Source organism: Serratia sp. JKS000199 (assembly GCF_900215455.1).
Taxonomy (GTDB): domain Bacteria; phylum Pseudomonadota; class Gammaproteobacteria; order Enterobacterales; family Enterobacteriaceae; genus Serratia; species Serratia ureilytica.
In genome coordinates this window covers 391,342-416,652 of record NZ_LT907843.1, presented here as the reverse complement: position 1 = coordinate 416,652, position 25,311 = coordinate 391,342, and the positions used below count along the sequence as shown (strand labels likewise).

Genomic DNA, 25,311 nt, shown 5'->3' with positions numbered 1-25,311 from the left:
TTAACACATCCCCGCCCGATCACGATGCATCTAATAGACAGATTATGGATGATTACAGACGCTGCGCCACCAGTTGCTGCATCATGTCAATATGCGCCGGCTCGTCGTTCAACGCTGAGATGTATTCAAACTTCTCGCCGCCGGCCTTAAGGAAGATCTCGCGGTTCTGCTCTTTAATCTCTTCCAGCGTTTCCAGGCAGTCCGCCGAGAAACCGGGGCAGATCAGCTGAATGTGCTTCACGCCCTGCGCCGGCAGCCCCTTCAGGGTTTCATCGGTGTACGGCGTCAGCCAAGGCTCGCGGCCGAAGCGCGATTGGTACGTCATCATCACCCGCTCCGGCGCCAGCGGCAGCGTGGCGCTCAGCGCTCGCAGCGTATCCTCGCAGCGCTGCGGGTAGTCGTCGCCCAGCCGCGCATAGCGCTTGGGGATGCCGTGGAACGACAGCACCAGCCGATCCGGCTGGCCGTGTTCGGCGAACGAACGCGCCACGCTTTGCTGCAGCGCGGCGATATAGGCTGGGTGTTCGGCGTAATCGCGAATGAAGGCCACCGACGGCAAGCGGCGATAGCCTTTCAGCACCCGGGCTACGCCATCCCATACCGCCGCGCTGGTGGAACAGGAATATTGCGGATAGAGCGGCAGCACCACCAGGTTGGTCACGCCCTGCGCCAGCAGCTTGTCGATGGCTTCCGCCAGGCTCGGCGAACCGTAGCTCATGCCCAACTCCACCGGCGTATTCGGCATGCGCGCCGCCAGTGCCCGCTGTTGGCGGCGGCTGTACACCAGCAGCGGCGAACCCTCTTCCATCCACACCGACTGATAGAGTTTCGCCACGCGCGGCGAGCGGATCGGCAGGATCGCGCCGTTGAGGATCGGCCACCAGATCAGCGGCGCCGTGTCGACCACGCGATCGTCACTGAGGAATTCCTTCAGATAGCGTTTGACCGCCGACGAGGTCGGCGCATCTGGCGTGCCCAGGTTCACCAGCAATACGCCGTGTTTCTCTTGCTTCATCTCAGTTCCCCTCATTTCCTTTCCGGCCGGCATTCCGTTCTGGGTCGGGATGTCAGCAGCCATTAATGCCGGCTATTGTAACGGAAAAGTCCTGCGTCGAAACCGATAACAGCAACAGGCTATGCCTGTGGGCTTCTTCCTTGCGCCAGCTGCCATACCGCCGCCACGTTGCGCGCCGTCACCTGCAGATTGCGATCGGCGTCCGCCAGCGCGTCTTCCAGCGTCACGATGCGATCGAGCACCGAAAACGCCGCATCGATGCCGTGTTGATGCACCACCGAATAATCCGGCGTCAGGCTGCCGGCGATGGCGATCACCGGCACGCCGTGACGCTTGGCCACCCGCGCCACGCCGATCGGCGTTTTGCCGTGAATCGACTGGCTGTCCAGCCGCCCTTCGCCGGTGATCACCAGATCGGCATCGCGCACCGCCTCATCCAGGCGCAGGGTTTCAGTGACAATCTCGATGCCCGGCCGCAAACGCGCGTTGAGCATGCCGAGCAGCGCCGCCCCCATGCCGCCCGCCGCGCCCGACCCTGGCTGGGCCAGCACGGCGCGGCCGGTTTCCCGTTCCAGCAGTTCGCCATAGTGGTGCAACGCCGCATCGAGCTGCGCCACCATCTCCGGCGTCGCCCCTTTCTGCGGCCCGAATACCGCCGACGCGCCCTTTGCGCCGCACAGCGGGTTATCCACGTCGCAGGCGGCGGTTACGCTCACCCGCTGCCAACGCGCGTCCAGCCCGGCGAGATCGAGGTGCGCCAGCTGCGCCAGCGCTGCGCCGCCCATTGGCAGCGGGCGACGATCCTTATCCAGCAATTTAACGCCCAGCGCCTGCATCATTCCGGCGCCGCCGTCGTTGGTGGCGCTGCCGCCGATGCCGAGAACGATCGCCTTCACGCCGCGATCCAGCGCCGCCAACATCAGTTCGCCAGTGCCATAACTGGTGGTGATGCGCGGATCGCGCCGGTTGGGCGGCGCCAGATGCAGCCCGGAGGCGGCGGCCATTTCAATCACCGCGGTTTCGCCGTCGCCCAACAAGCCATAGAACCCCTGCACCGGCTCACCCAGCGGGCCGGTGACCGTCACCTGAACGATTTCGCCGCCGGTGGCCGCCACCATCGACTCCACCGTGCCTTCACCGCCGTCCGCCATCGGCAGCTTCACGTAGTGCGCCTGCGGGTAAATCTGACGGAATCCCCGCTCGATGGCGTCGGCGACGCCGAGCGCGCTCAGGCTCTCTTTGAAAGAATCCGGGGCAATAACCACTTTTTTCAGCGTTTTCATCACTGTTCCTTATCCCGCCAGGTTAAATACGCCAAACATCAGCGCCGAGATTGCCGCGATGGTGAACCCCACCAGCGTTTCATACGGCAACAGTTTGAGCCGCTCGTGCACCGCCATATTGACGCTGCCGCCGGTGGCGTGGAAGAAGCTGCCGTGCGGCAGGTGATCCAGCACCGTGGCGCCCGCATGGATCATCGCCGCGCCGGCCAATCCGCTCACCCCCAGCTCAAGCAGCGTGGAGCTGAACACCCCGGAGGCGACGGCGGTGCCGGCAGTGGTCGAGGCGGTCGCCATCGACATCAGCGCGCCGGACAGCGGCGCCAGCAGCCAGGCCGGCAGCCCGGTGTGCGTCAAACCGGTAATCAAGACATCCTTCAGCGCCGAGTTGGCGATAATGCCCGCCAGCGTGCCGGTGCCGAGCAGCATGATCGCCACCGGCGCCATGCGCGACAGGCCGGAGACCATAAACTGATTGCACTGACGAATGCGCCCCATCAGCAGCGCGCCCGCCAAACCGCCGGCCGGCAGCGCGATCAGCGGATCAACGGCGATACCGGCGATCGGCCGCAGCGACAGCAGCAGGATCGCCACCAGCGGCGCGCTGATCGCCGCAGCGAAGCCCGGCCGCGCCCCTTCGGCATGCTGAGTCAGCTCTTCAGCCATCACCCTGCTACCTTTATCGCTCAGGCGACGCGCCAGCAGATAGGCCACCACCAGGCCGCACAGCCCCGGCACGATGCCGGCCATCATCACCGAGGTGAGCGGCACGTGGAAGTTGTCCGCCGCCGCGATGGTGTTCGGGTTGGGCGACATCACGTTGCCGGCCTTGCCGCCGCCGATCATCGCCAGCAGGATCGCCGCACGAGAAATGCCGGCCTTTTGGGCGATCGACAGCGCGATCGGCGCGACGGTGATCACCGCCACGTCGATAAACACCCCCACCGCCGTCAGGATCAGTGTAGCCACCGCCAGCGCCAGCAGCGCGCGGGTTTCGCCCACCTTGCGTACGATAGTTTCGGCGATGGTGTGCGCCGCGCCGGATTCGATCAGCACCCCGGCCAATACCCCCGCCGCCAGAATGCGCATCACGGCGTTGGTGATGCCCTGCGCCCCGCCGATCATCAGCGTCACGGTCTGCACCAGATCGGCGCCGCCGCACAGCCCGCCCGCCAGCGCGCCGGCAATCATGCCGTAAGCCGGTGGAACCTTGCGTAGAATCAGGACGATGGCGACGGCTAACGCCACCAGCGCCCCCAGAGTGGATACGGTTGTCATTGTTGTTTTCTCCGTGGTTGATGTGCAGGCCAACATATCCCGCGCGCCCGGCGTTGGCCTGAGGGGAAACAACAAAAAATCGCCGAAGGAACGGCGCGGAATTTGTGGGTTGGCACAACTCAGTCGTGCATCAGCATGCCGATATACAACCGCAGAGAGTCAGTTAATTGATTGATTTTCATGCCGGTTATGGCTTCGATGCGCTGCAGGCGATAGCGCAGGGTATTGACGTGAATATGCAGCTGCGCGGCGGCCTGCGTCTGATCACAATTCTGCGAAAAATAGTGGCGCAGCGTGGCGCGCAGCACGCCTTTTTCATCCTGTTCGCCCAGCGTCCGCCAGGGACGCCCCAGCTCTTTCGCTCGCCAGTCCTCCCCGAGATCGCACAGCAGCGACGGCAGCGGATAGTCGTGGTAGAACAGCGTGGCGTGGCGCAATTTCAGGCGCTGCGCCATCGCCTGGGTGGCGCGCGCGGTCAGGCTGGAGCGGTAGGCGCTTTGCGGATCGTCGTAGAAACCGCCGACGATCAGCCGCACCCGAAAACGGTGCTTGAGCTGGTTTTGCAGACGCTGCGCCTGTTGGCGCTCCAGCTTCAGGCTCCACTCGCCTTGCGCCATGCTGGCCGGGCGCAGCAGGGTCATTTCATTGAAGCCGGTAATGGCGATCAACGCATCGCGCTGGGTGGCCTCCAGCTCAGCCAGCAGTTCGCGCAGCAGGTGCGGCTGCGCCTCTTGCAGCTCGACGATCCACACGATGCGCGCCTGGCGCAGATCCAATCCCAGATACGCCGCCATCGCTTCCAGCGACGCCGTGTTCGGCTGCGGCTGCAACAGCTGGTTCGCCAGCTCCTCCCGGTAGCGTTTTTCCCACTGGTGCTGATCCAGCAGCGCCGCCTGCTCCACCATCATCTCCGCCGCCATTTTGACCAACTCGGCGTAGGCGCGCACCTCGGCCGGCTCGCCGGAAATGCCGATCACTCCCACCCGCTGATTGCGAAAGCTGAACGGCAGGTTGATGCCGGGCCGCACGCCCTTCAGGTGTTCGGCGGTGGCGCGGTCGATTTCCACCACCCGATTCTCCGCCAGCGCCAGCACCGCGCCTTCATGACGCTGGAACAGACGCTGTGGGTTGCCGGAAGCGATGATCACGCCGTTGCTGTCCATCACGTTGACGGAATGGCTGATGATGCCCATCGCCCGCTGGACGATCTGGCGCGCGGTGGCTTCCGCCAGAAGTTTGGTCTGTCTGAGCATGCCCGGCTCCCTGCTGAGGATGAAAACGCAGGCTTGTTATACGCCATTTGGCGCGGGCGATTAACGGGCACGGCCGCAACAAGCCGCCGCGATCACAATTTAACGGGAAAACGGCAAAAAAAACGCCGGGCCACAGGCCCGGCGTCATGCACAGCCAGCTTGCTATCAACCGAGGATAGTCGCCAGCTCTGCGCTCACTTCGGCCACCTTGCGGGTGCCGTCGATTTTGCGGTATTGGGTGTTGCCCGCTGCCGCTTCTTTGCTGTAGTAAGAGATCAGCGGCGCGGTCATCTGATGGTATTCCACCAGGCGCTTGCGCACGGTCTCTTCCTGATCGTCCTTGCGCGTGGTCAGCTCTTCGCCGGTCACGTCGTCTTTGCCTTCCACCTGCGGCGGATTGAACTTCACGTGGTATACGCGGCCGGACGGCGCGTGCACGCGGCGGCCAACGATGCGGTCAACGATCAGCTCGTCCGGCACGTCGAACTCCAGCACGAAGTCCACGTTGATGCCGGCTTCTTTCATCGCGTCAGCCTGCGGAATGGTGCGTGGGAAACCGTCCAACAGGAAGCCCTTGCGGCAATCTTCCTGAGCGATGCGCTCTTTGACCAGCGCGATCACCAGCTCATCGGTCACCAGCTTGCCGGCGTCCATGATCTCTTTCGCCTGCTTGCCCAGTTCACTGCCGGCCTTCACGGCTGCGCGCAACATATCACCGGTGGAGATTTGCGGAATGCCGTATTTCTCCATGATGAATTGAGCCTGAGTACCTTTACCAGCGCCCGGAGCGCCCAGCAGAATGATACGCATTGCGTAAATCCCCTTGCTATGTAGTTTTTATAAAATTGCGAAAACGCTCAACGATACCATTTCAGGGGGGGCAGGCTCAAGGCGCGCGAAGGAAATCGATTGCGGAATGTGCAAAAAAACGGGCAAGCAAAAGGCGAGAAAAAGCGGGTAAAAATCGGCAATGCGCCCCTAACGGTGCCGTTAAGGGCGCATATCTTCAGCTTTAGGCGGACAGTAACTTATTCATGCGACGGATGAACAGGTTCGGATCCTCCAGCGTGCCGCGTTCAGCCAACAGCGCCTGATCCAAAAGCAGGTCGATCCACTCGGCGAAATGTTCGTTATCGCCCACGTCGGATGCGCGTTTGACCAACGCATGCTCAGGATTAAGCTCGAAAATGTACTTCACTTCCGGCGCCTGCTGGCCCGCAGCGGCGAACAGCTTGGCCATCTGGGTGCTCATCTCGTCGGCGTCGGTCACCACGATCGCCGGCGTATCGGTCAGGCGGTGCGTCAGACGCACATCCTTCACGCGGTCGCCCAGCAGGGTTTTCACGCGTTCGATGAACGGTTCCAGCTGCTTCTCGGCCGCCTTCTGCTCTTCGGTTTCATCCGCCAGTTTATCCAGCGTTTCATCCGCCTTGCTGACCGACTGGAACGGCTTGCCGTCGAACTCGGTCAGGTAGCTCATCATCCACTCGTCAATGCGATCGGACAACAGCAGCACTTCGATGCCTTTCTTGCGGAACAGCTCCAGATGCGGGCTGCTCTTGGCGGCGGCGTAGCTGTCGGCGGTGATGTAGTAAATCTTTTCCTGCCCTTCCGCCATGCGGCCGACGTACTCTTCCAGCGACACGGTCTGCGCCGAGCTGTCGCCGTGGGTGGTCGCGAAGCGCAGCAGTTTGGCGATCGCTTCCTGGTTGCCGTTATCTTCCGCCGGGCCTTCTTTCAGCACCAGACCGAACTGCTGCCAGAATTTCTGGTAGCCTTCGGCGTCGTCTTTGGCCAGCTTATCCAGCATCTGCAGCACGCGCTTGGTCAGCGCGCCGCGCAGGTTCTGCGTCACGCGGCTGTCTTGCAGGATCTCGCGCGATACGTTCAGCGGCAGATCGTTGGAATCGATCAGGCCGCGCACGAAGCGCAGGTAGTTCGGCATGAACTGCTCGGCGTCGTCCATGATGAACACGCGCTGCACGTACAGCTTCAGGCCGTGCTTGTGATCGCGGTTCCACATGTCCCACGGCGCCTGCGCCGGGATATACAGCAGGCTGGTATATTCCTGCTTGCCTTCCACTCGATTGTGGCTCCAGCTCAGCGGATCGGTGAAATCGTGGGCGATGTGCTTGTAGAACTCTTTGTACTCTTCGTCGGTCACGTCAGCCTTGCTGCGGGTCCACAGGGCCTGCGCCTTGTTGATCTTCTCCCAGGTGACGGTGCCGTCTTCTTCGTTCTTGCTTTCGATCTCCACCGGCAAGGCGATGTGATCGGAATATTTGCCGATCACCGAGCGCAGGCGCCAGGCGTCGAGGTACTCATCTTCGCCTTCGCGCAGATGCAGGGTGATTTCGGTGCCGCGGGTCTCTTTGGTGATGTCGGCGATGGTGTAGTCGCCTTCACCGGCGGACTCCCAGAACACGCCCTCGTCATCGGCGGCGCCGGCCGCGCGGGTGCGCACGGTCACTTTGTCCGCCACGATGAACGCCGAGTAGAAACCGACGCCGAATTGGCCGATCAGTTGGCTGTCTTTCGCCTGGTCGGAACCGATGGATTCCAGGAACGCTTTGGTGCCCGATTTGGCGATGGTGCCGAGGTTTTCGATCACTTCTTCGCGGCGCATACCGATGCCGTTGTCGGCAATGGTCAGGGTGCGCTGCTCTTTATCGAAGGACAAACGCACACGCAGCTCGCCATCGCCGGCATACAGCTCCGGCGCGGACAAAGCGCGGAAGCGCAGCTTGTCGGCGGCGTCAGAGGCGTTGGAGATCAGCTCGCGCAGAAAAATTTCTTTGTTGGAGTACAGCGAATGGATCATCAAATGAAGCAGCTGTTTTACTTCAGACTGGAACCCGCGGGTTTCTTGACCTTTCATACTCATTGATTACCTCAAAAGACAATGGCTACCAAAATCGAACAATGAGGATCAGATGAGGGTCAGGGTCTTGTTTTTCAAGCGGACGGCGGGAAATTTTTGGCAAAAAACAATGGGGCCGGGCGGCCCCATCCGGGAAAACATCAGAACTTGATGGCGTGGCGCCCCGCCAGCGAATGCGACAGCGTGGTGCCGTCGACCATCTCCAGCTCGCCGCCCACCGGCACGCCGTGGGCGATGCGGCTGGCGAGCACGCCATACTGGCCACACATCTCGGCGATGTAGTTGGCGGTCGCCTCCCCTTCCACCGTCGGGTTGGTGGCGAGGATCACTTCGGTGATGCTTTCCTTTTCCAGCCGTTGCTCCAGGCGATCCAGACCGATATCGCCCGGCCCGATGCCGTCCAGCGGCGACAGATGCCCCATCAGCACAAAGTAGCGCCCGGCGAACTGGCCGGTCTGCTCGATGGCGTGGATATCCGCCGGGCTTTCCACCACGCAAATCTGGCCGTTTTGCTGGCGGCGCGGATTGGCGCAGATGGTGCAGACGTCCTGCTCGGTGAAGGTGCGGCAATCGGCGCAGTGGCCGATCTCCGACATCGCGCGCGTCAACGCCTGCGCCAGACGCATGCCGCCGCTGCGATCGCGCTGCAGCAGCTGAAACGCCATGCGCTGCGCCGATTTCGGGCCGACGCCCGGCAGGCAGCGCAGCGCCTCCATCAGGGATTCAAGGAGCGGGCTGGTTTGCATCAGAACGGCATCTTGAAGCCAGGCGGCAACTGCATGCCGCTGGAGACGGAGGCCATTTTCTCTTTCTGGGTCTCTTCGATGCGGCGCGCGGCGTCGTTAAACGCAGCGGCGATCAGATCTTCCAGCATCTCTTTGTCGTCTTCCATCAGGCTTGGATCGATTTCCACGCGGCGGCAGTTGTGCGCGCCATTGATGGTGACTTTCACCAGGCCGGCGCCAGATTCGCCGGTCACTTCCAATTTGGCGACTTCTTCCTGCATCTGCTGCATTTTTTCTTGCATTTGCTGGGCTTGCTTCATCAGGTTGCCCAGACCGCCTTTACCAAACATAGTCGTCTCTCGTCGCTAGGGCCGCGCACATCGCGCAGCATTTAAAGGGGGCGAATACTCTCTTCATCCAGATCCGCGTCGAAGAATCGGCGCAGCGTCTGAATGTTGGTATCCGCTTCGATGGACTGGCGCGCCTGCGCCAGCTTTTCCTCATAGATGGCTTGTCGCCATTCCAGCGGGGTGCGCTCCGCCGGATTATCGTCCTCCACCACGGTCAGCTCGATCGGACCGCCGTACAGCTCACCGAGCGCGTCGGCCAGCGTCTTCTGCGCCGAAGGCGAATTCAGATGGCGCTGCGAAGACCGCAGATGGAGGCTAATCTTGCCCGGCTCCGGCTGCTGCTTGAAGGCGTTCAACGCCAGCTGCTGCACCAGTTTCGGGATCTTAAGCTTATCGATTTCCGCCGCCCAGGCATCGCGCTCCAGCGACTCCACCACCAGCTTGGCGGCCAGCTCCGGCGTTTTCTCGTGTTCCAACGCCGTGCGCAGCGCTTTCGGCGTTGCCAGCGGTTCCGGCGCCGCCTCGGGCTCGGTCTGCGCGCGCCAACGATAGGCTTCCGGTTTCGCCGGTTTTTCCGGCACCTTCTTCTCCGCCAGGCGCTGCTGGCTGCGCTCGGTCACGGAAGCCAAACGCCCCAGCGCCGAGTTTGCCGGCCGCGCTATTCCTGGCGCCGCCGGCTCATTCTTTTTTGGTGTGGATGCTCCCTGCTGCCGTTGCAGCTGGGACCGCGCTTTCAACAGCTGGGCGGTGGCATCCGGTAAAGGAGTCGATGATTGTCGCTGCGGCGCGGCCGGCTGCCCTAGCGGCGGCGGCGCGTCCTGAAACTGCGGCGGCTGTGGCGATGCGGCCTGCTGCGGCTGCGCCATCGGCGCCGGCGCGGTCTGCACCAACGCCACCGGCTCCGGGATCACCGCTTTCGGGTGAAACGCCAGCGCGCGCAGCAGGGTCATCTCAACCCCCATGCGGCGATCCGGCGCATAGGCCAGCTCTTTGCGGCCCACCAACAGCGTCTGGTAATAGAGTTGCACATCGGCCGGCGGCAGGGTGCGCGCCAGCTCACGCAGCCGTTGTTCCACGGCGGCGTAGTGGTTGTCGAGCATCGAAGGCAGCAGTTGCACCATCGCAATGCGGTGCAGCAACGCCAGCGTCTCCACCAGCAGGTTTTCCCAATCCACGCCGCGCGAAGCGGCCTGCGCGACCTGCGCCATCACCTTTTCACCGTCGGCGCTGACCAGCGCTTCGAGGATCGCCAGCGGCTGCTCGTCATCGAGCGTGCCGAGCATCTGGCTGACGGTGGCGGCGGTCACCTGCCCCTGCCCCATGGCGATCGCCTGATCGGTCAGGCTCAGCGCATCGCGCATGCTGCCGTCGGCGGCGCGCGCCAGCAGCTGCAGCGCGCGGGCGTCGCTGGTGATCTGCTCCGCCGTCAGCACCGTTTCCAACTGCTGGCGGATCTGATCGACGTCCAGCGCTTTGAGGTGAAACTGCAGGCAGCGGGAAAGAATGGTCACCGGCAATTTTTGCGGATCGGTGGTGGCCAACAGGAATTTGACGTGCGGCGGCGGCTCTTCCAGCGTCTTCAGCAACGCGTTGAAGCTGTGGCGCGAGAGCATGTGCACTTCATCGATCAGGTAGACCTTGAAGCGGCCGCGCGCCGGCGCGTACTGGACGTTGTCCAGCAGATCGCGGGTATCTTCCACCTTGGTTCGGGAAGCGGCGTCGATCTCGATCAGATCGACGAAGCGCCCCTGCTCGATCTCGCGGCAGTTGTCGCATTGGCCGCACGGCGTGGCGGTGATGCCGGTTTCACAGTTCAGGCCTTTGGCCAGCAAGCGGGCGATGGTGGTTTTCCCCACGCCGCGCGTGCCCGAGAACAGATAGGCGTGATGGATCCGCCCCAGCGAGAGGCCGTTGGCCAGCGCGGTCAGGACATGTTCCTGGCCGACCACGTCTGCGAACGTTTGAGGGCGCCACTTACGGGCGAGAACCTGATAGCTCATTAATACCGGAGAAGTCGAGTAATCTGGAGGGTCATGCTAACACAGCCCCGCGGCAATCCGCGAGGCCGTTGTGCCCAAGGGGCGATGCCGCATCAATGACCGGCGAAGTCCACCAGGCAGTAGCAATCGATGCCCAGCTTGTTCAGTCGCGCTTCTCCGCCCAGATCCGGCAGGTTGATGATGAACGCGGCGTCTTTCACTTCACCGCCCAGACGGCGGATCAGTTTGGTGGTCGCTTCAATGGTGCCGCCGGTCGCCAGCAGATCGTCCACCACCAGCACTTTGTCGCCCGCGGTGATGGCGTCGGTGTGGATCTCCAGCTTGTCGGTGCCGTACTCCAGCTCATAGCTTTCGCTGAGCGTGGCGCGCGGCAGTTTGCCCGGTTTGCGCACCGGCACGAAACCGACGCCCAACGCCAGCGCGACGGGCGCGCCGAACAGGAAACCACGCGCTTCGGTACCCACCACCTTGGTCACGCCCGCTTCGCGATAGCGCTCAACCAGCAGCTCGATGCTGGCGGCGTAGGCCAACGGGTTTTCCAGCAGGCTGGTCACGTCGCGGAACAGGATGCCCGGCTTCGGATAATCCGGGATGGTTTTGATACTGTCTTTAATAAACTGAAGCTGCTGCGCAGTAGCGGTCATAATTGTTGCCTGATAAAACTGCCTGAAAACCGGCGCGCCGCTCACCCGCCGCCCCCGGGTGAAACACACCGGAGAAAAAATGGCAGGCGATCCGCGCACGAAAACGCCCAAATCTATGCAAACTGGCGGACAAATGCAACTCTCCCCTGCATCTTTCAACCCGCAGCGTTGTTGACCGCACGCATTACTTACCTAAGTAAGCTCCCGGGGATGCCTGCGTTTGTCGCCTGGCTGCGGCTTGAAAGCTATTGAGGAGTTTAAGGTACAATCAGCGCTGTTTTTGTTGCGGCAGATCAATAACCGGCAGGCGCAGCATAAAGGTCAGCAAAATGGCCAACATCAGCAGCAACAGCCCGCGCACCCACCAGATTTTCACCAGCCACAGCGAACAGGCGAAGGTCAGCACGATCACCAGCACCGCTTTCCACTTCGCCCCCGGCGGCAGCGCGCGATGCTGCTGCCAATGGCGCAGATAAGGGCCAAACCAGGAACGGTACAGCAGCCAGTGATGAAAGCGCGGCGAGGAGCGGGCGAAGCACCAGGCGGCCAACAGCAGGAACGGCGTGGTCGGCAACAGCGGCAACACCACGCCCAACGTCGCCAGCACCACCGCCAACCAGCCCAAAATGATCAATAACCCACGCGTCATGCGGTTCTTCGCTCCTCAATCGGTTGCGGCTTACTGTAGCATCGGCGCCGCGCCGGCGGAATATGCATGCGGCGCTTGTTTCACGGCGGCATCGCGGGCAAGCTTACGCCTGTTGAAATCAAGAGGGAGCTTATGTGAGCACTCAGCGTCTATTACAGGTGTTGGCACAGCAGATTGCGGCGCTGGCGGCCGAAGTCAGCCCGCGCGGCGACGCCCCGATCCCGCAGGCGCGGTTCGACGCCGCCCTGTTCGCCAACCGCGGCACGCGGCTGCGCGACTACCTGGCCGAAGTGGAGAAAAACTTCGCCCAGCTGCAAAACGCCGCTAACGACAGCCGCGCCAGCCAGGTGGCCTTTCTGGCCGAAAAACTGGTGGCTCAGATCGCCGCCCTGCAGCGCGAGCTGGCGACCCAGGCGCTGCGGCGCAAGAATCAGCCGAAGGAAGCCCCCGAGGTCGATCTCTACCACAAGCTGGCCGAGCATCAGGATTACGAACGCCGGCTGATCGCCATGATTCAGGATCGGGAAAGCCTGCTGGGGCGCCAGACCACGCTGGCGGCCCAGCAAAAGCTGCAGCACGAGCTGGCGGCGCTGGAGGGGCGGCTGATGCGCTGTCGTCAGGCGTTGGCGCGCATCGAGCGCAATATCGAGCGCAAAGAAAACGGTTTTTGAAGATTTATCACAATATTTTAATGATTATTCCCCGGTTGCGCGCCGGGTTCACTATACTCTGCCGATACCCGAGTTATTCATCCCATTAATTAAATAAGCGCAGGTGCTATGTCTCTGGAAAACGCCTCACCCGAACTGCAGCTGGCGGTAGACTTGATTTACCTGCTGGAATGCAACGAGATCGATCCGGCCACCGCGCTGGCGGCGCTGGATATCGTCAAACGGGATTATCAGGAAAAGCTGCAGCGCGCCGGCGTCACCTCTCCCTATCTGCCTGCCGGACAGTAACCGGGGACAGCGCCGCTGTCCCTTTCGCCTCTCATTGCTTATCCGCCGCCGTCTGGCCGCCGTCGTCCGGCGACAGCGTTCTTTTCACTTCCTGCACTTCATTGCCCTGCTGGTTATGCAGATACACCTCCAGCTGATTGAAGGCGATGTCGATGCCGTTTTCCCGGCACAAGCGGTCGATTGAGCGATTCAGTTCGTCCACCGTGTAGCTGCGATCGCGCAGTTCCCGCACATAGAGCCGCAGTTCGTGATCCAGCGTGCTGGCGCCGAAGTTGAGGAAGAACACCTGCGGTTCGGGATCGGTCATGACCCGCGGGTTGTCGTGCGCCGCCTGCAGTAGCACCTTTTTCACCTTGTCGAGATCGGAGCCGTAGGCCACGCCGACCTTGATCAGCACGCGGGTGATGGTATCGGACAGCGACCAGTTGATCAGACGCTCGGTGACGAACGCCTTGTTCGGAATGATCACCTCTTTGCGATCGAAGTCGGTAATGGTGGTGGCGCGAATGCGGATCTTGCTGACCGAACCGGAGAAGGTGCCGATGGTGATGGTATCGCCGATGCGGATCGGGCGTTCGAACAGAATGATCAGGCCGGAGACGAAGTTAGCGAAGATCTCTTGCAGGCCGAAGCCCAGCCCGACCGTCAGACCGGCGGCCAGCCATTGCAGTTTGTCCCAGGATACGCCGAGCGATCCCAGCGCAACCACGGCGCCCACGGCGGTAATCAGGTAAGTGAGCACGGTGGTGATGGCGTAAGACGCCCCCTGCCGCAGTTGCAGCCGCGACAGCACCACCACCTCCAGCAAACCGGGCAAGTTGCGGGTGAGCACGTAGGCGACAATCACTGCGGCGATCGCCACCATCATGTTGCCCAGCGTCACCGCCTGCGACACGCTGCTGCCCGCCACGGTGCTGGTGTAATGCCACAGCGTGATGCTGTCCAGATAAGCGATGACCGTCACCAGATCCGACCAAATGGCGTAGAAGGCGCTGGCGAAAATGGCGAACAGCACCAGGGTGGTCAGGCGCAGCGACTGCTGGTTGATCTGATCGAGCGCCAGCGGCGGCTCTTCCACCACCGGTTCGCCGCCTTCGGCTCCTTCTTTCGCCACGTTTTGCCGCCGCGCCAACGCGCGTCGGTAAGCCAGACGCCGCGCCGCCACGCTCAGGCCGCGCAGCGCGGTCAGGTATACGATATTCCACAGGAAAAACAGATACAGGCTGTCTATCCAGCGGCTGGCCAGCCGCAGCGTGGTATAGAAGTAACCGGCGAACATCAGCCCCAGCAGGATCAGCGGCGTGGCGGCCAGCGCGGTGACCACCACCAGCCGCACGGCGTGCGAGCCCTTTTCACGCCAGCTGTCGCGGCACAGCGGGAACACCAGTACCGTGAGCAGCGCCAGCGTCAACATCACCACGATCTGGCCGATCACGTCTTCCACCAGACGCAGCGGCGCTTTCTCGCCCAATACCGACCAGAAGATCAACGGCTGCAGCGCCAACCCCAGCCGCAGCGTCTGACGGCGGTAATGCGCGCACAGGTTGGCGCCGAAGTTGAAATGCCGCTCGGCGATGCCGCCCGGTTTCAGCATGCGATAGCTGAAGCCGAACACCAGCCACGACAGCGCCAGCTGCTGCGACAATGCCCATATAAAGTCGCTGATGCCGAAATCCGCGCGATACATCCAGAAACCGACGCCGAGGAGTAACGCGGCGCCGGGCAACACTTTCAGCAAGGTCAGCGCGATGGCCTTCGGCGTGTGCAGTTGGCCGTCGCGCTTAAGTTGCCCCACGTCGTTGGCCAGCTTTTGCAAATGGCCGTCGATCAGCCGGTAGCGCCAGCGCAATACCCCGATCGCCAACAGCATCGGGATCAGGAACACCAGCGCATTCAGGCCGCCCTGCACCAGCTTGCCGCCGTCGAATTTGAGATCGAGACCGGCAATCTGATCGCGCACCGCCTCCGGCATCGCCTTCAGCCACGCCAGATCGACCGGCTTGTTGCTGTTAACCCAGAAAATCTGCTGGGTCAGCGTATCTTGCAGCGAACCGTAAACGCTGGTCAGCTGCTGCTGATTGATCTGCAGGTTGATCGACAGCGACAGCTGGTTGCTGAGCTGCTTGTTCAGCTGATCCAGCAGTTCGCGGCGCATATCGACGATCTCGTTTAACGCGTCGATCACCTCCGGGCCGGCCTTTTCCTTGCTTTCGGCCACCAGCTGGTTGATGTAATCCTCTCCCTTGAACAGATCGTCGCGTTGCTGATTGATATCGAACTGCTCCAGCCGCAAATCGGCGATGCGCGTGTCCATATCCGCCAACAGCGTGCCCTGCGGCAGGCTCTGCTGCTGCTGATACAGGATGCGCGACAGCACCAGGCTGCCCTTCAGCACCTGGATCTGTTCTTTCAGGTTACGCTCCGCCTGCAGCCCGCGGTCGAGCCAGTTTTTGACCCGAATGTTCTGCTGGAACAGGGTGTTGCTCTCTTCGGTGGCGGCGATCAGCCGCTGGCTCAGCTGGCGGTTGACGTCCAGTTGCTTGCTGACCAGCTGATCGTGCTGAATATCGGTGGCGTCTTCCGGGTTCTGCGCCTCTTTGGCGGTCTTTTCAGACAGCGTCAAACGTTTGCTGTTGACGATCTCCTGCAGCAACTGTACCGAGCGATCCAGCGCGTCGATATGCGCCGTGGTGTAATCACGCTGTTTTTGCAGCAGATCCTGCAGCGTGGTATTGGCTTCCAGACTTTTGCGCTGCAGCTCCAGCTGCGCGTTGAGCAACGCCTGCTCGGTGGTCAGCATCACCTGCTGGCTGTTGCGCAGCGAATCTTGCCCCGGCGTCTGGCCGCTGAGCTGGCTGCGGATCTCCTGCAGGCGCTGCGAAGCGGCGTACATGGTGCTTTGTACTCGTTCAGGCTGGGTTTGCAGCGACACCAGTTGGCTGTTGTAAGTAGAGAGGCTCTCCTGCGCGCTTTGCAGCTCGTCGAGCGTTTGATACAGCCGGCTTTCCAATTGGCGCAGCGACAGCGGCAACAGCGCGGCGCGCGCCGCCGCATTGTCTACCGGCTGCTTCAGCGCATCCAGTTCGGCGGTCACCTGATTGAGCTTCGCCGGCGCCTGCTGCACCTGCTGTTTAAGCTGCGCCGCGTCCTGCCGATTGCGCTCGATGGCGTCCAGCAGCTCCAGCGTGCGGGTTAAATCCTGTTGGGACAGCTTTTCGACCGGCGTCAGGGCTTTTTGCTTGTTCAGCGCTTCCAGCTGGCTTTGCACTTCGCTGCGCTGCGGCAAATCGCCGTTCAGCGCCGCCTGCACCGGCAAGCTCAGCGCGCAAATCAGGAAAAGGAGTGTCGCGGCGGCGATGCGCCGCCGGCATGCGCCGACAAACGAGCGCGGCGTCAGAGAGGGCAGAGTCAACCAGCGATGCATGATTTAGCTTCGGATCGGTTAAGAAGCCTGAAGATTATCACGATCGCCGGCGGGCAACGAACAACAAAAACGTTGCCGGTGATGTCCCGTTGTCGCGAAATCAGAAAGTGAGCACTTTCTCCGCCGCCAGCGTCCACTGCGCCAGTTCGACCAGCGTGCCGATCTCCACGCCGTCCGCCAGCGGCAAGCGGCTGACGCCGCGCGCGTCGGCGCAGGTCTTGCACAGCTTGACCGGCACCTGCTGCGCGGTGAGGATCTCCAGCATCTGCTGCAGATGGTATCCTTCGTGCGGCTGCTGTCCTGCCAGCCCGGCCACCACCGCGTCGGACATCAGAAACAGCCGCAGGTCGAGATTGCTTTGCTGCTCTTTCAGCGCGATGGCCAACCGCAGCGCATTGAACAAGGATTCATGGCCATAGGCGGCGCCATTGGCAATAAGAACAACTGATGACATGAAATCTCTCCTTATAAAGGAAGGCGGTCGACGTCGGGGTTGAGGCGCAAGGTGGGGCAAAACTGCAGCATCTCCAAAAACGCATCGACCAGCGCTTCGGCTTCGGCCCGCAGATCGAAACTTTCCGGCATAAACAGCCAGTTTTCCATCAGGCCGGTGATATAACCGCGCAGGATGATCGCCGCACGGCGGGTATGCAAATCGGCGGGCAATTGCTCGTGGTGAATGCAGTTATACAGCACCGCTTCGATGCGTTCGTAGCCGGCGAGGTACAACACCTTGCGCGAATCCAGCAGCGGCATCATTTCACCGACAAACTCGCATTTGTGGAATATAATCTCCATCAACGCCCGCCTGCGGCCGTCTTCAACCGTAGACGTCAGAATGTAAATCAGAATTTCCCGGATAACCCGCAGTGGATTATCGGGAAACTTTGCCTGATACTCTGTTTCGAGCTGGTCAATTTTCGGCTCGGTAGATTCCCAAACTTCATTAAACAGGTCTACCTTATTTTTGAAGTGCCAGTAAATGGCTCCACGCGTAACCCCGGCAGCGGTGGCAATATCTGTCAGTGACGTTGCAGCAACGCCACGTACAGAGAACTCCCTCACCGCAGCATCGAGGATTTGCTGTCGGGTTTCTTGCGCCTGCTGTTTGGTTTTTCGTGCCATGGCATTGTTATTTAGGGGGAGTGTGATTTACATACATTCGCGAATGTATGTACCATAGCACGCACATATAATTAACGCAGCAATGGGTTTTAAAGCTTGTGATCCATTGATCATTTTGAAATCGGACACTTGAGGTTTTTCTATGAACAAAAACAGAGGGTTAACGCCTCTGGCGGCCGTTCTGATGCTTTCAGGCAGCTTAGTGCTAACAGGATGTAACGATAAAGAAACCCAACAGCAAGGCGCCCAACAACAGGCGCCTGAAGTGGGCGTAGTCACTTTGAAGGCCGAGCCTCTCAATATCACTACCGATCTTCCTGGCCGCACCGCTGCGTATCGCATCGCCGAAGTTCGCCCTCAGGTCAGCGGCATCATCCTGAAGCGTAACTTCGTTGAAGGCAGCGATATCAAGGCCGGGACGTCTCTGTACCAAATCGATCCCGCGACCTATCAGGCCAGCTACGACAGCGCGAAAGGCGATTTGGCCAAAGCGCAGGCCAGCGCTTCCATCGCACGCGTGACGGTAAACCGCTACAAGCCATTGCTGGGCACCAGCTACATCAGCAAGCAGGACTATGACAACGCCGTGTCCACGCTGCAGCAAGCGGATGCCGCCGTGGTGGCCGCCAAGGCCGCCGTGGAAACCGCGCGCATCAACCTGGCGTACACCAAGGTGACCTCTCCGATCTCCGGCCGCATCGGCAAATCCGCCGTGACCGAAGGCGCGCTGGTCAGCAACGGCCAGGCAACCGCCCTGTCCACCGTGCAGCAGTTGGATCCGATGTATGTCGACGTCACCCAGTCGAGCACCGACTTCCTGCGCCTGAAGCAAGAACTGGCCAGCGGCGCGCTGAAGCAGGAAAACGGCAAGGCCAAAGTGAAACTGATGCTGGAAAACGGCACCGAATACGCGCAGGAAGGCACGCTGGAGTTCTCCGACGTCACCGTCGATGAGACCACCGGCTCCATCACCATTCGCGCCCTGTTCCCTAACCCGAACGATACGCTGTTGCCTGGCATGTTCGTGCGCGCCCGTCTGGACGAAGGCGTACGCAGCGATGCATTGCTGGTGCCTCAACAGGGCGTCACCCGCAACCCGCGCGGCGACGCGACGGCGTTGGTGGTAGGGGCAGACAACAAAGTTGAGCTGCGCACGCTGAAGGCGGACCAGGCGATTGGCGACAAATGGCTGGTTACCGATGGCCTGAAAGCCGGCGATCGCGTCATCGTCACCGGCCTGATGAAAGTGCATCCGGGCGCGCAGGTAAAAGTGCAGGAAGTTGACACTCAGGCGCAAAAACAGCCGCAGTCTGAAGCGCAGAAGTCATAAAAAGGAGCCTGTAATACATGGCTAAGTTCTTTATAGACCGCCCAATTTTCGCCTGGGTAATCGCCATCATCGTCATGTTGGCGGGGGTGCTTGCAATAATGAAACTGCCAATCGCGCAGTATCCCACTATTGCACCGCCGGCGGTGAGTATTTCCGCCAACTACCCGGGCGCAGATGCCAAAACGGTGCAGGATACCGTCACACAGATTATCGAACAGAACATGAATGGTATCGATAACCTGATGTACATGTCCTCCACCAGTGATTCCTCTGGTAGCGTCACCATTACCCTGACGTTTGAGTCCGGCACCGATCCTGACATCGCGCAGGTTCAGGTCCAGAACAAACTGTCGTTGGCCACCCCGCTGCTGCCGCAAGAAGTTCAGCAGCAGGGCCTGAAAGTAGAAAAATCCAGCAGCAGCTTCCTGATGGTGGCCGGCTTCGTTTCCGACGATCCGAACATGACTCAGGACGATATTGCGGACTACGTGGCGTCCAACATCAAGGACCCGATCAGCCGTTCGTCCGGCGTGGGTGAAGTGCAGCTGTTCGGTGCCCAGTACGCGATGCGTATCTGGCTGGATCCGAACAAGCTGAACAACTACCAGCTGACGACCACGGATGTGACCTCCGCCATCACCGAGCAGAACAACCAGATCGCCGCAGGCCAGCTGGGCGGCCTGCCGCCGGTGCCGGGGCAGCAGTTGAACGCCTCGATCATCGCGCAGACCCGTCTGACTTCGCCGGAAGAGTTCGGCAAGATCCTGCTGAAGGTCAATACCGACGGTTCCCAGGTGCGCCTGCGCGACGTCGCTCACATCGAGCGCGGCGCGGAGAGCTATGCCGTTACCGCGCGTTATAACGGCAAGCCTGCCGCCGGCCTGGGTATCAAACTGGCGACCGGCGCCAACGCCTTGAACACCGCCAAAGGTGTGAAAGACGAGCTGGCCAAGATGGCGCCATTCTTCCCGCAAGGGATGAAAGTGGTTTATCCGTACGACACCACCCCATTCGTTAAGATCTCTATCAACGAAGTGGTGAAAACGCTGATCGAAGCCATCATCCTGGTATTCCTGGTGATGTATCTGTTCCTGCAGAACTTCCGCGCGACGCTGATCCCAACCATCGCGGTGCCGGTGGTGTTGCTGGGGACCTTTGCGATACTCGCGGCGTTCGGCTTCTCGATAAACACCCTGACGATGTTCGGCATGGTGTTGGCGATCGGCCTGCTGGTGGATGATGCCATCGTGGTGGTGGAAAACGTCGAGCGCGTCATGTCCGAAGAGGGGCTGCCGCCGAAAGAAGCTACCCGTAAATCGATGGGCCAGATCCAGGGCGCGCTGGTGGGTATCGCCATGGTGCTGTCGGCGGTATTCGTGCCGATGGCGTTCTTCGGCGGTTCAACCGGCGCCATCTATCGTCAGTTCTCGATCACCATCGTGTCCGCGATGGCGCTGTCGGTGCTGGTGGCCTTGATCCTGACACCGGCGCTGTGCGCCACCCTGCTCAAACCGATCCCGAAAGGCGATCACGGGGTTAAAACGGGCTTCTTCGGCTGGTTTAACCGCATGTTCGAGAAGAGCACGCATCACTACACCGACAGCGTGGGCAACATCCTGCGCAGCACCGGCCGCTACCTGATCATCTACCTGCTGATCGTGGTTGGCATGGGCCTGCTGTTCCTGCGCCTGCCCTCTTCGTTCCTGCCGGACGAAGATCAGGGCATCCTGTTGACCATGGTGCAGTTGCCTGCCGGCGCCACCGAATCCCGCACCAACAAGGTGTTGGAAGAAGTCTCCGACTACTTCCTGAACAAGGAAAAGGACAACGTGGTTTCGGTGTTTACCGTCGCGGGCTTCGGCTTCAACGGTAACGGCCAGAACAACGGCCTGGCATTCGTCAGCCTGAAAGACTGGGGTGAGCGTCCAGGGGCCGGGAACAAGGTAGAAGCGATCGCGGGTCGCGCCATGGGCGCCTTCTCGCAGATTAAAGAAGGCCTGGTGTTCCCGTTCAACCTGCCGGCGATCATCGAACTCGGTACCGCAACCGGCTTCGACTTCGAGCTGATTGACCAGGGCGGCCTGGGGCACGAAAAACTGACCGAAGCGCGTAACCAGCTGTTGGGCATGGTTGCTCAGCATCCGGACGTGCTGGTGGGCGTGCGCCCGAACGGCCTGGAAGATACGCCGCAGTTCAAACTGATCGTCGATCAGGAGAAAGCCAAGGCGCTGGGCGTGAGCATCACCACCATCAACAGCACGCTGAGCACCGCACTGGGCGGTTCGTACGTCAACGACTTCATCGACCGCGGTCGTGTGAAGAAGGTGTACGTACAGGCAGACGCGCCGTTCCGTATGCTGCCGGAAGACATCAACAAGTGGTACGTGCGCGGTACCAGCGGCCAGATGGTGCCATTCTCCGCCTTCTCTTCGGCGAAATGGGAATACGGCTCACCGCGTCTGGAACGCTATAACGGCTTGCCGTCGATGGAAATTCTGGGCCAGGCTGCACCGGGCAAGAGTACCGGTGAAGCGATGAACCTGATGGAACAGCTGGCGTCCAAACTGCCAAGCGGCATCGGTTACGACTGGACCGGCATGTCCTATCAGGAACGTCTGTCGGGCAACCAGGCGCCGGCGCTGTACGCCATCTCGATTCTGGTGGTGTTCCTGTGTCTGGCGGCGCTGTATGAAAGCTGGTCCGTACCGTTCTCGGTCATGCTGGTATTGCCGCTGGGGGTTATCGGTGCGTTGTTGGCCGCGACGATGCGCGGCATGAATAACGACGTGTACTTCCAGGTGGGGCTGTTGACCACCATCGGTCTATCGGCGAAGAACGCCATCCTGATCGTGGAATTCGCCAAGGATCTGATGGAGAAAGAAGGCAAAGGTCTGATCGAAGCGACGTTGGAAGCGGTGCGTATGCGTCTGCGTCCAATTCTGATGACGTCCCTGGCCTTCATCCTCGGGGTTCTGCCGCTGGTTATCAGCAGCGGCGCAGGCTCCGGCGCACAGAACGCGGTAGGTACCGGCGTAATGGGCGGGATGATCACCGCGACCGTATTGGCGATCTTCTTCGTACCGGTGTTCTTCGTGGTGGTTCGCCGCCGCTTCAGCAAGAAGAACGAAGACCTGGAACACAGCCACCCGGTAGAGCATCACTGATCGTTCAGTGAAGAGATTTCTACCCGATAATCGAAAAGGCCGCGCATGCGGCCTTTTTCTTTTGCTTCAGTTGCTTAATGCAAACCGTTCTCATTAATTCACTCGTGTGTGCAATTTACGCTTGATCGTGATGCCCGGTCGGCGCATAATTGTTGTTATAGTATAACATTACAAGAGAGAGCCATTATGAAACCCGGCATCCATCCCGATTATCGCACCGTGGTGTTCCACGATGTCAGCGCCAACGCCTACTTCAAAGTGGGATCGACCATCAAAACCGATCGCACAATCGAGCTGGACGGCGAAAGCTGGCCGTATGTCACCCTCGACGTCTCTTCCGCTTCGCATCCGTATTACACCGGCAAGCAGAAAGACTATTCCAAAGAAGGCAGCACGGCGCGCTTCCAGCAGCGCTTTGGCCGCTTTATCGGCAATAAGTAACAAGGAACCCCCATGCAGGTATTGAGTTCATTGCGTTCGGCGAAAAATCGCCACCCGGATTGCAAAGTCGTGCGTCGTCGTGGCCGCATCTATGTGATCTGTAAAAGCAATCCGCGATTCAAAGCGGTACAGGGACGTAAGAAAAAGCGTTAACTCCAAAGTGCCATCTGTCGCAAAGCCCCGTTGCTGCTCAACGGGGCTTTTTTTATGGCGAGAAAGTGCCTACAAGCTGCCCCCGCCGGCAAGCGGGGGCGGAGATTACTTCATGCTGCTCAGCAGCGCGTCGACATTGTGCTTGAACGCCTGCTCATAGGTGGCCGCCGGGCCGCCCACGCGCGAGAGCGCTTCAGGGTACAGCTCGCCGCCCGCCTTGGCGCCGGTGGCGGCGGCAATCTGTTTCACCAGCCGCGGATCGGTCTGGTTTTCGATAAAGTAAGCGTTAACTTTTTCCTGTTTGATTTGTTTGATCAGGCCGGCCACATCGCTGGCGCTGGCTTCGGCCTCGGTGGAAAATCCGACCGGCGCAAGGAAGGTGACGCCATACTCTTGCCCAAAGTAACCAAAGGCATCATGGCTGGTGAGCACCTTACGTTTCTGCGGCGGCACAGCGGCGAACTGGGTTTTGGCCCACAGATCCAGCTTTTGCAACTGCTGAATGTACTCGGCGCCGCGCTGGCGAAAATAGTTGGCATCCTCGGGATCGGCGGCGATCAGGGCGTTCATCACGTTGGTGGCGTACTGCACGCCGTTTTTCATGCTGTTCCAGGCGTGGGGATCGGTAATCGGTTTGCCGTCCTCCTCCATCTGGCGGGTGTTGATCCCCTGTGAAGCGGTGATCACCTGCCCTTTATAACCCGAAGCGCTGACCAGGCGATCGATCCACCCTTCCAGCCCCAGGCCGCTGACGAACACCACGTCGGCCTGAGCCAGCTTCTTGCCGTCCTGCGGCGAAGGCTCGAAACTGTGCGGATCGCCATCCGGCCCCACCAGCGTGCTAACCTTGACGTGATCGCCTCCCACCTGTTTGACGATATCGCCCAGAATGGAAAAGCTGGCGACGGCGTCGACGGTCTTCGCCATCGCCAATGGGCTGGCCAGCAGAGCAGCAACCGCCAGCGATATAGGTAAACGTTTCATATTTTCTCCTTGCAAATGGCACTTCTCAACGGCGCGCAAAGGCGTAAATGCCTCCACGCGTTCCAAACAGGATCGAGACAAAGAAGATGACGCTGGCGCTGAGCACGATCGCCGGACCGGCAGGCAGCGAAGCGTAGTAGGACCACACCAGCCCAATCAGGCTGGACAGCGCGCCGATGCCCATCGCCACCGCCAGCGTCTGCGGCAGATTGCGCGCCCAGAAGCGTGCGCTGGCGGCGGGCAGCATCATCAGCCCCACCGACATCAGGGTGCCGAGGATCTGGAACCCCGCCACCAGATTGACCACCACCAGCGCCAAAAACAGGCCGTGGATCAGCGCCAACCGGCGCGGCGCGTTAACGCGCAGAAAAGTCACGTCGAAAGATTCGATCACTAACGCGCGGTACAGCGCCGCCAGCGCCAGCAGCGACACCGTAGCGATCGCACCGACCATCAGCATCGCCTGCGCATCCACCGCCAGAATCGAACCGAACAGCACGTGCAGCAGATCCACGCTGGAACCGCGCAGCGAGACCAACGTGACCCCGAGCGCCAGCGACCCCAGATAGAATCCGGCGAAGCTGGCGTCCTCTTTCAGCGGCGTGCGGCGGCTCACCAGGCCGGACAACATCGCCACCGCCAGCCCGGCGATAAAGCCGCCCACGCCCATGGCCACCAGCGACATGCCGGAAATCAGATAACCGATTGCCGCGCCGGGCAACACCGCGTGGGACAATGCATCCCCCACCAGGCTCATGCGGCGCAGCAACAGAAACACCCCCAGCGGGGCGGCGCTGAGCGACAGCGCCAGACACGCCATCAATGCGCGACGCATAAAACCGAAAGAGAGAAAAGGGTCGATAAGCCCATGCAACAGCATCATGGCGCCACCACCCGCAGGCTCGGCTGCCGTTCGGCGGCGAGATACCGCGGCACCTGTTCCAGCACGCGCTCGGCCGCGCCCCAATGACACGCCTGCGGGGTCAGCAACAGCACCTGCGGAAAATGCTCGGCGACCATCGACATGTCATGCAGGACGGCGATCACCGTTCTCCCCTGCTGGTGCAGCTGCGCGATCACCTGCAGCAGGATCTGCGTAGTGGCGCTGTCGATGCCGGTGAAGGGTTCATCCAGCAGGATCAACCGCGCCTGTTGGACCAGCAGGCGCGCAAACAGCACCCGCTGCAGCTGGCCGCCGGAGAGCTCGCCCACCGGACTGTGCGCCAGCGCGCTCATGCCGACGCTCGCCAGCGCCTCATTAACCTGGCTCGCCGCACGCTGGTTCATGCCGCCGAACATGCCGCTTTGCGGCCAACATCCCATCGCCACCAGATCGCTCACCGCGATCGGGAATTGCCGATCCAGATCCGCCTGCTGCGGTAAATAAGCCTTGCGCGGCGGCTTTTCACCGCTAAAGTCCAGGCGACCCGCCACAGGCGGCAACAAACCGGCGAGCGTTTTCAGCAACGTCGATTTCCCTGCCCCGTTGACGCCCACCACCGCGGTTAACGAACCGGCGCTAAACTGCCCGCTCAGCGGCGGGAAAAGCGGCGTGGCGCCATAGCCTATCGCCAGCTGACGTAATGAAATCATGGCAGCGACACCGCCCAAAAAATGCCGAGCCACAGCAGAGTCAACAAAACGATAGCGCCCGCA

The 25,311-nt window shown here is 61.0% G+C and carries 23 protein-coding genes and 1 other annotated feature; of the genes, 6 read left to right on the top strand and 17 right to left on the bottom strand.

Annotated elements, in window-relative coordinates; all coding sequences use genetic code 11:
- Positions 1-52: 52 nt before the first annotated feature.
- The 11 genes from hemH to CPH57_RS02005 all read right to left on the bottom strand — a co-directional run bounded on the left by hemH (position 53) and on the right by CPH57_RS02005 (position 12,075).
- Positions 53-1,015 (bottom strand): ferrochelatase, encoded by a 963-nt coding sequence (gene hemH / locus CPH57_RS02055; protein ID WP_047025744.1) that lies wholly within the window; start codon positions 1,013-1,015, stop codon positions 53-55.
- Positions 1,016-1,134: 119 nt separating this feature from the next.
- A complete protein-coding gene (locus tag CPH57_RS02050; RefSeq protein WP_096241967.1) occupies positions 1,135-2,298 on the bottom strand; it encodes a glycerate kinase in 1,164 nt (387 codons plus the stop codon).
- 9 nt (positions 2,299-2,307) lie between these two features.
- Entirely contained in the window at positions 2,308-3,573 is a 1,266-nt protein-coding gene (locus tag CPH57_RS02045) for a GntP family permease (protein ID WP_042783808.1), read from the bottom strand.
- 119 nt (positions 3,574-3,692) lie between these two features.
- The gene (locus CPH57_RS02040; RefSeq protein ID WP_089194363.1) at positions 3,693-4,826 is read right to left on the bottom strand and encodes a sugar diacid recognition domain-containing protein; all 1,134 of its coding nucleotides are present in this window, start codon (positions 4,824-4,826) and stop codon (positions 3,693-3,695) included.
- 165 nt (positions 4,827-4,991) lie between these two features.
- Positions 4,992-5,636 (bottom strand): adenylate kinase, encoded by a 645-nt coding sequence (gene adk / locus CPH57_RS02035; protein WP_004940261.1) that lies wholly within the window; start codon positions 5,634-5,636, stop codon positions 4,992-4,994.
- A 202-nt stretch (positions 5,637-5,838) separates the two neighbouring features.
- Positions 5,839-7,704, bottom strand: a complete 1,866-nt coding sequence (htpG, locus tag CPH57_RS02030; RefSeq protein WP_033651110.1) for a molecular chaperone HtpG — start codon at positions 7,702-7,704, stop codon at positions 5,839-5,841.
- A gap of 143 nt (positions 7,705-7,847) precedes the next feature.
- The gene (recR, locus tag CPH57_RS02025) at positions 7,848-8,453 is read right to left on the bottom strand and encodes a recombination mediator RecR (RefSeq protein ID WP_004940263.1); all 606 of its coding nucleotides are present in this window, start codon (positions 8,451-8,453) and stop codon (positions 7,848-7,850) included.
- Positions 8,453-8,782: a YbaB/EbfC family nucleoid-associated protein gene (locus CPH57_RS02020; protein WP_004940264.1), complete on the bottom strand. Its 330-nt coding sequence runs from the start codon at positions 8,780-8,782 to the stop codon at positions 8,453-8,455. The genes recR and CPH57_RS02020 overlap by 1 nt, the downstream gene beginning before the upstream one ends.
- Positions 8,783-8,823: 41 nt before the next feature.
- Entirely contained in the window at positions 8,824-10,782 is a 1,959-nt protein-coding gene (gene dnaX, locus CPH57_RS02015; RefSeq protein WP_033651109.1) for a DNA polymerase III subunit gamma/tau, read from the bottom strand.
- Positions 9,427-9,491, bottom strand: a sequence feature (DnaX frameshifting element). Its footprint overlaps the gene before it by 65 nt.
- Before the next feature lie 92 nt (positions 10,783-10,874).
- Positions 10,875-11,426 (bottom strand): adenine phosphoribosyltransferase, encoded by a 552-nt coding sequence (gene apt, locus CPH57_RS02010; RefSeq protein ID WP_019454166.1) that lies wholly within the window; start codon positions 11,424-11,426, stop codon positions 10,875-10,877.
- A gap of 268 nt (positions 11,427-11,694) precedes the next feature.
- Positions 11,695-12,075 (bottom strand): DUF454 family protein, encoded by a 381-nt coding sequence (locus CPH57_RS02005; protein WP_016928835.1) that lies wholly within the window; start codon positions 12,073-12,075, stop codon positions 11,695-11,697.
- A 134-nt stretch (positions 12,076-12,209) separates the two neighbouring features.
- Between CPH57_RS02005 and priC the strand changes: the two genes are divergently transcribed.
- Positions 12,210-12,746 carry a primosomal replication protein PriC gene (gene priC / locus CPH57_RS02000; protein ID WP_033642112.1) on the top strand — a complete coding sequence of 179 codons (537 nt, stop codon included), beginning with the start codon at positions 12,210-12,212 and terminating at the stop codon, positions 12,744-12,746.
- Between the two features lie 108 nt (positions 12,747-12,854).
- Positions 12,855-13,034 carry a pleiotropic regulatory protein RsmS gene (gene rsmS, locus CPH57_RS01995; protein ID WP_016928837.1) on the top strand — a complete coding sequence of 60 codons (180 nt, stop codon included), beginning with the start codon at positions 12,855-12,857 and terminating at the stop codon, positions 13,032-13,034.
- Positions 13,035-13,065: 31 nt separating this feature from the next.
- Here rsmS and mscK read toward each other — a convergent pair whose 3' ends face one another.
- The 3 genes from mscK to acrR form a co-directional block, all read right to left on the bottom strand.
- Positions 13,066-16,458, bottom strand: a complete 3,393-nt coding sequence (gene mscK, locus CPH57_RS01990) for a mechanosensitive channel MscK (protein WP_096241966.1) — start codon at positions 16,456-16,458, stop codon at positions 13,066-13,068.
- A gap of 100 nt (positions 16,459-16,558) precedes the next feature.
- On the bottom strand, positions 16,559-16,912 hold the full coding sequence (locus CPH57_RS01985; protein WP_033642110.1) for a DsrE/DsrF/TusD sulfur relay family protein: 354 nt from the start codon (positions 16,910-16,912) through the stop codon (positions 16,559-16,561).
- Positions 16,913-16,923: 11 nt separating this feature from the next.
- Positions 16,924-17,583, bottom strand: a complete 660-nt coding sequence (gene acrR / locus CPH57_RS01980; protein ID WP_096241965.1) for a multidrug efflux transporter transcriptional repressor AcrR — start codon at positions 17,581-17,583, stop codon at positions 16,924-16,926.
- A 142-nt stretch (positions 17,584-17,725) separates the two neighbouring features.
- On the opposite strand from acrR, the gene sdeX reads away from it, so the two are divergent.
- From sdeX to ykgO, 4 genes are all read left to right on the top strand, one after another.
- Positions 17,726-18,913, top strand: coding sequence for a multidrug efflux RND transporter periplasmic adaptor subunit SdeX (gene sdeX / locus CPH57_RS01975; RefSeq protein WP_033642108.1), 1,188 nt, complete (start codon positions 17,726-17,728; stop codon positions 18,911-18,913).
- Between the two features lie 17 nt (positions 18,914-18,930).
- Positions 18,931-22,077: a multidrug efflux RND transporter permease subunit SdeY gene (gene sdeY / locus CPH57_RS01970; protein ID WP_060659858.1), complete on the top strand. Its 3,147-nt coding sequence runs from the start codon at positions 18,931-18,933 to the stop codon at positions 22,075-22,077.
- 186 nt (positions 22,078-22,263) lie between these two features.
- Entirely contained in the window at positions 22,264-22,518 is a 255-nt protein-coding gene (locus CPH57_RS01965) for a type B 50S ribosomal protein L31 (RefSeq protein ID WP_004940303.1), read from the top strand.
- A gap of 12 nt (positions 22,519-22,530) precedes the next feature.
- Positions 22,531-22,671 (top strand): type B 50S ribosomal protein L36, encoded by a 141-nt coding sequence (gene ykgO, locus CPH57_RS01960; RefSeq protein ID WP_004940304.1) that lies wholly within the window; start codon positions 22,531-22,533, stop codon positions 22,669-22,671.
- A 105-nt stretch (positions 22,672-22,776) separates the two neighbouring features.
- Here the strand turns inward: ykgO and CPH57_RS01955 are convergent, their stop codons facing one another.
- Genes CPH57_RS01955 through CPH57_RS01945 form a run of 3 tightly spaced genes read right to left on the bottom strand, consistent with a single transcriptional unit; the run spans position 22,777 to position 25,248 of the window.
- Positions 22,777-23,655: a metal ABC transporter substrate-binding protein gene (locus CPH57_RS01955; protein ID WP_033642106.1), complete on the bottom strand. Its 879-nt coding sequence runs from the start codon at positions 23,653-23,655 to the stop codon at positions 22,777-22,779.
- A gap of 25 nt (positions 23,656-23,680) precedes the next feature.
- Positions 23,681-24,538 carry a metal ABC transporter permease gene (locus CPH57_RS01950; RefSeq protein WP_033651105.1) on the bottom strand — a complete coding sequence of 286 codons (858 nt, stop codon included), beginning with the start codon at positions 24,536-24,538 and terminating at the stop codon, positions 23,681-23,683.
- Positions 24,535-25,248: a metal ABC transporter ATP-binding protein gene (locus CPH57_RS01945; RefSeq protein ID WP_096241964.1), complete on the bottom strand. Its 714-nt coding sequence runs from the start codon at positions 25,246-25,248 to the stop codon at positions 24,535-24,537. The genes CPH57_RS01950 and CPH57_RS01945 overlap by 4 nt, the downstream gene beginning before the upstream one ends.
- Between the last annotated feature and the right edge of the window lie 63 nt (positions 25,249-25,311).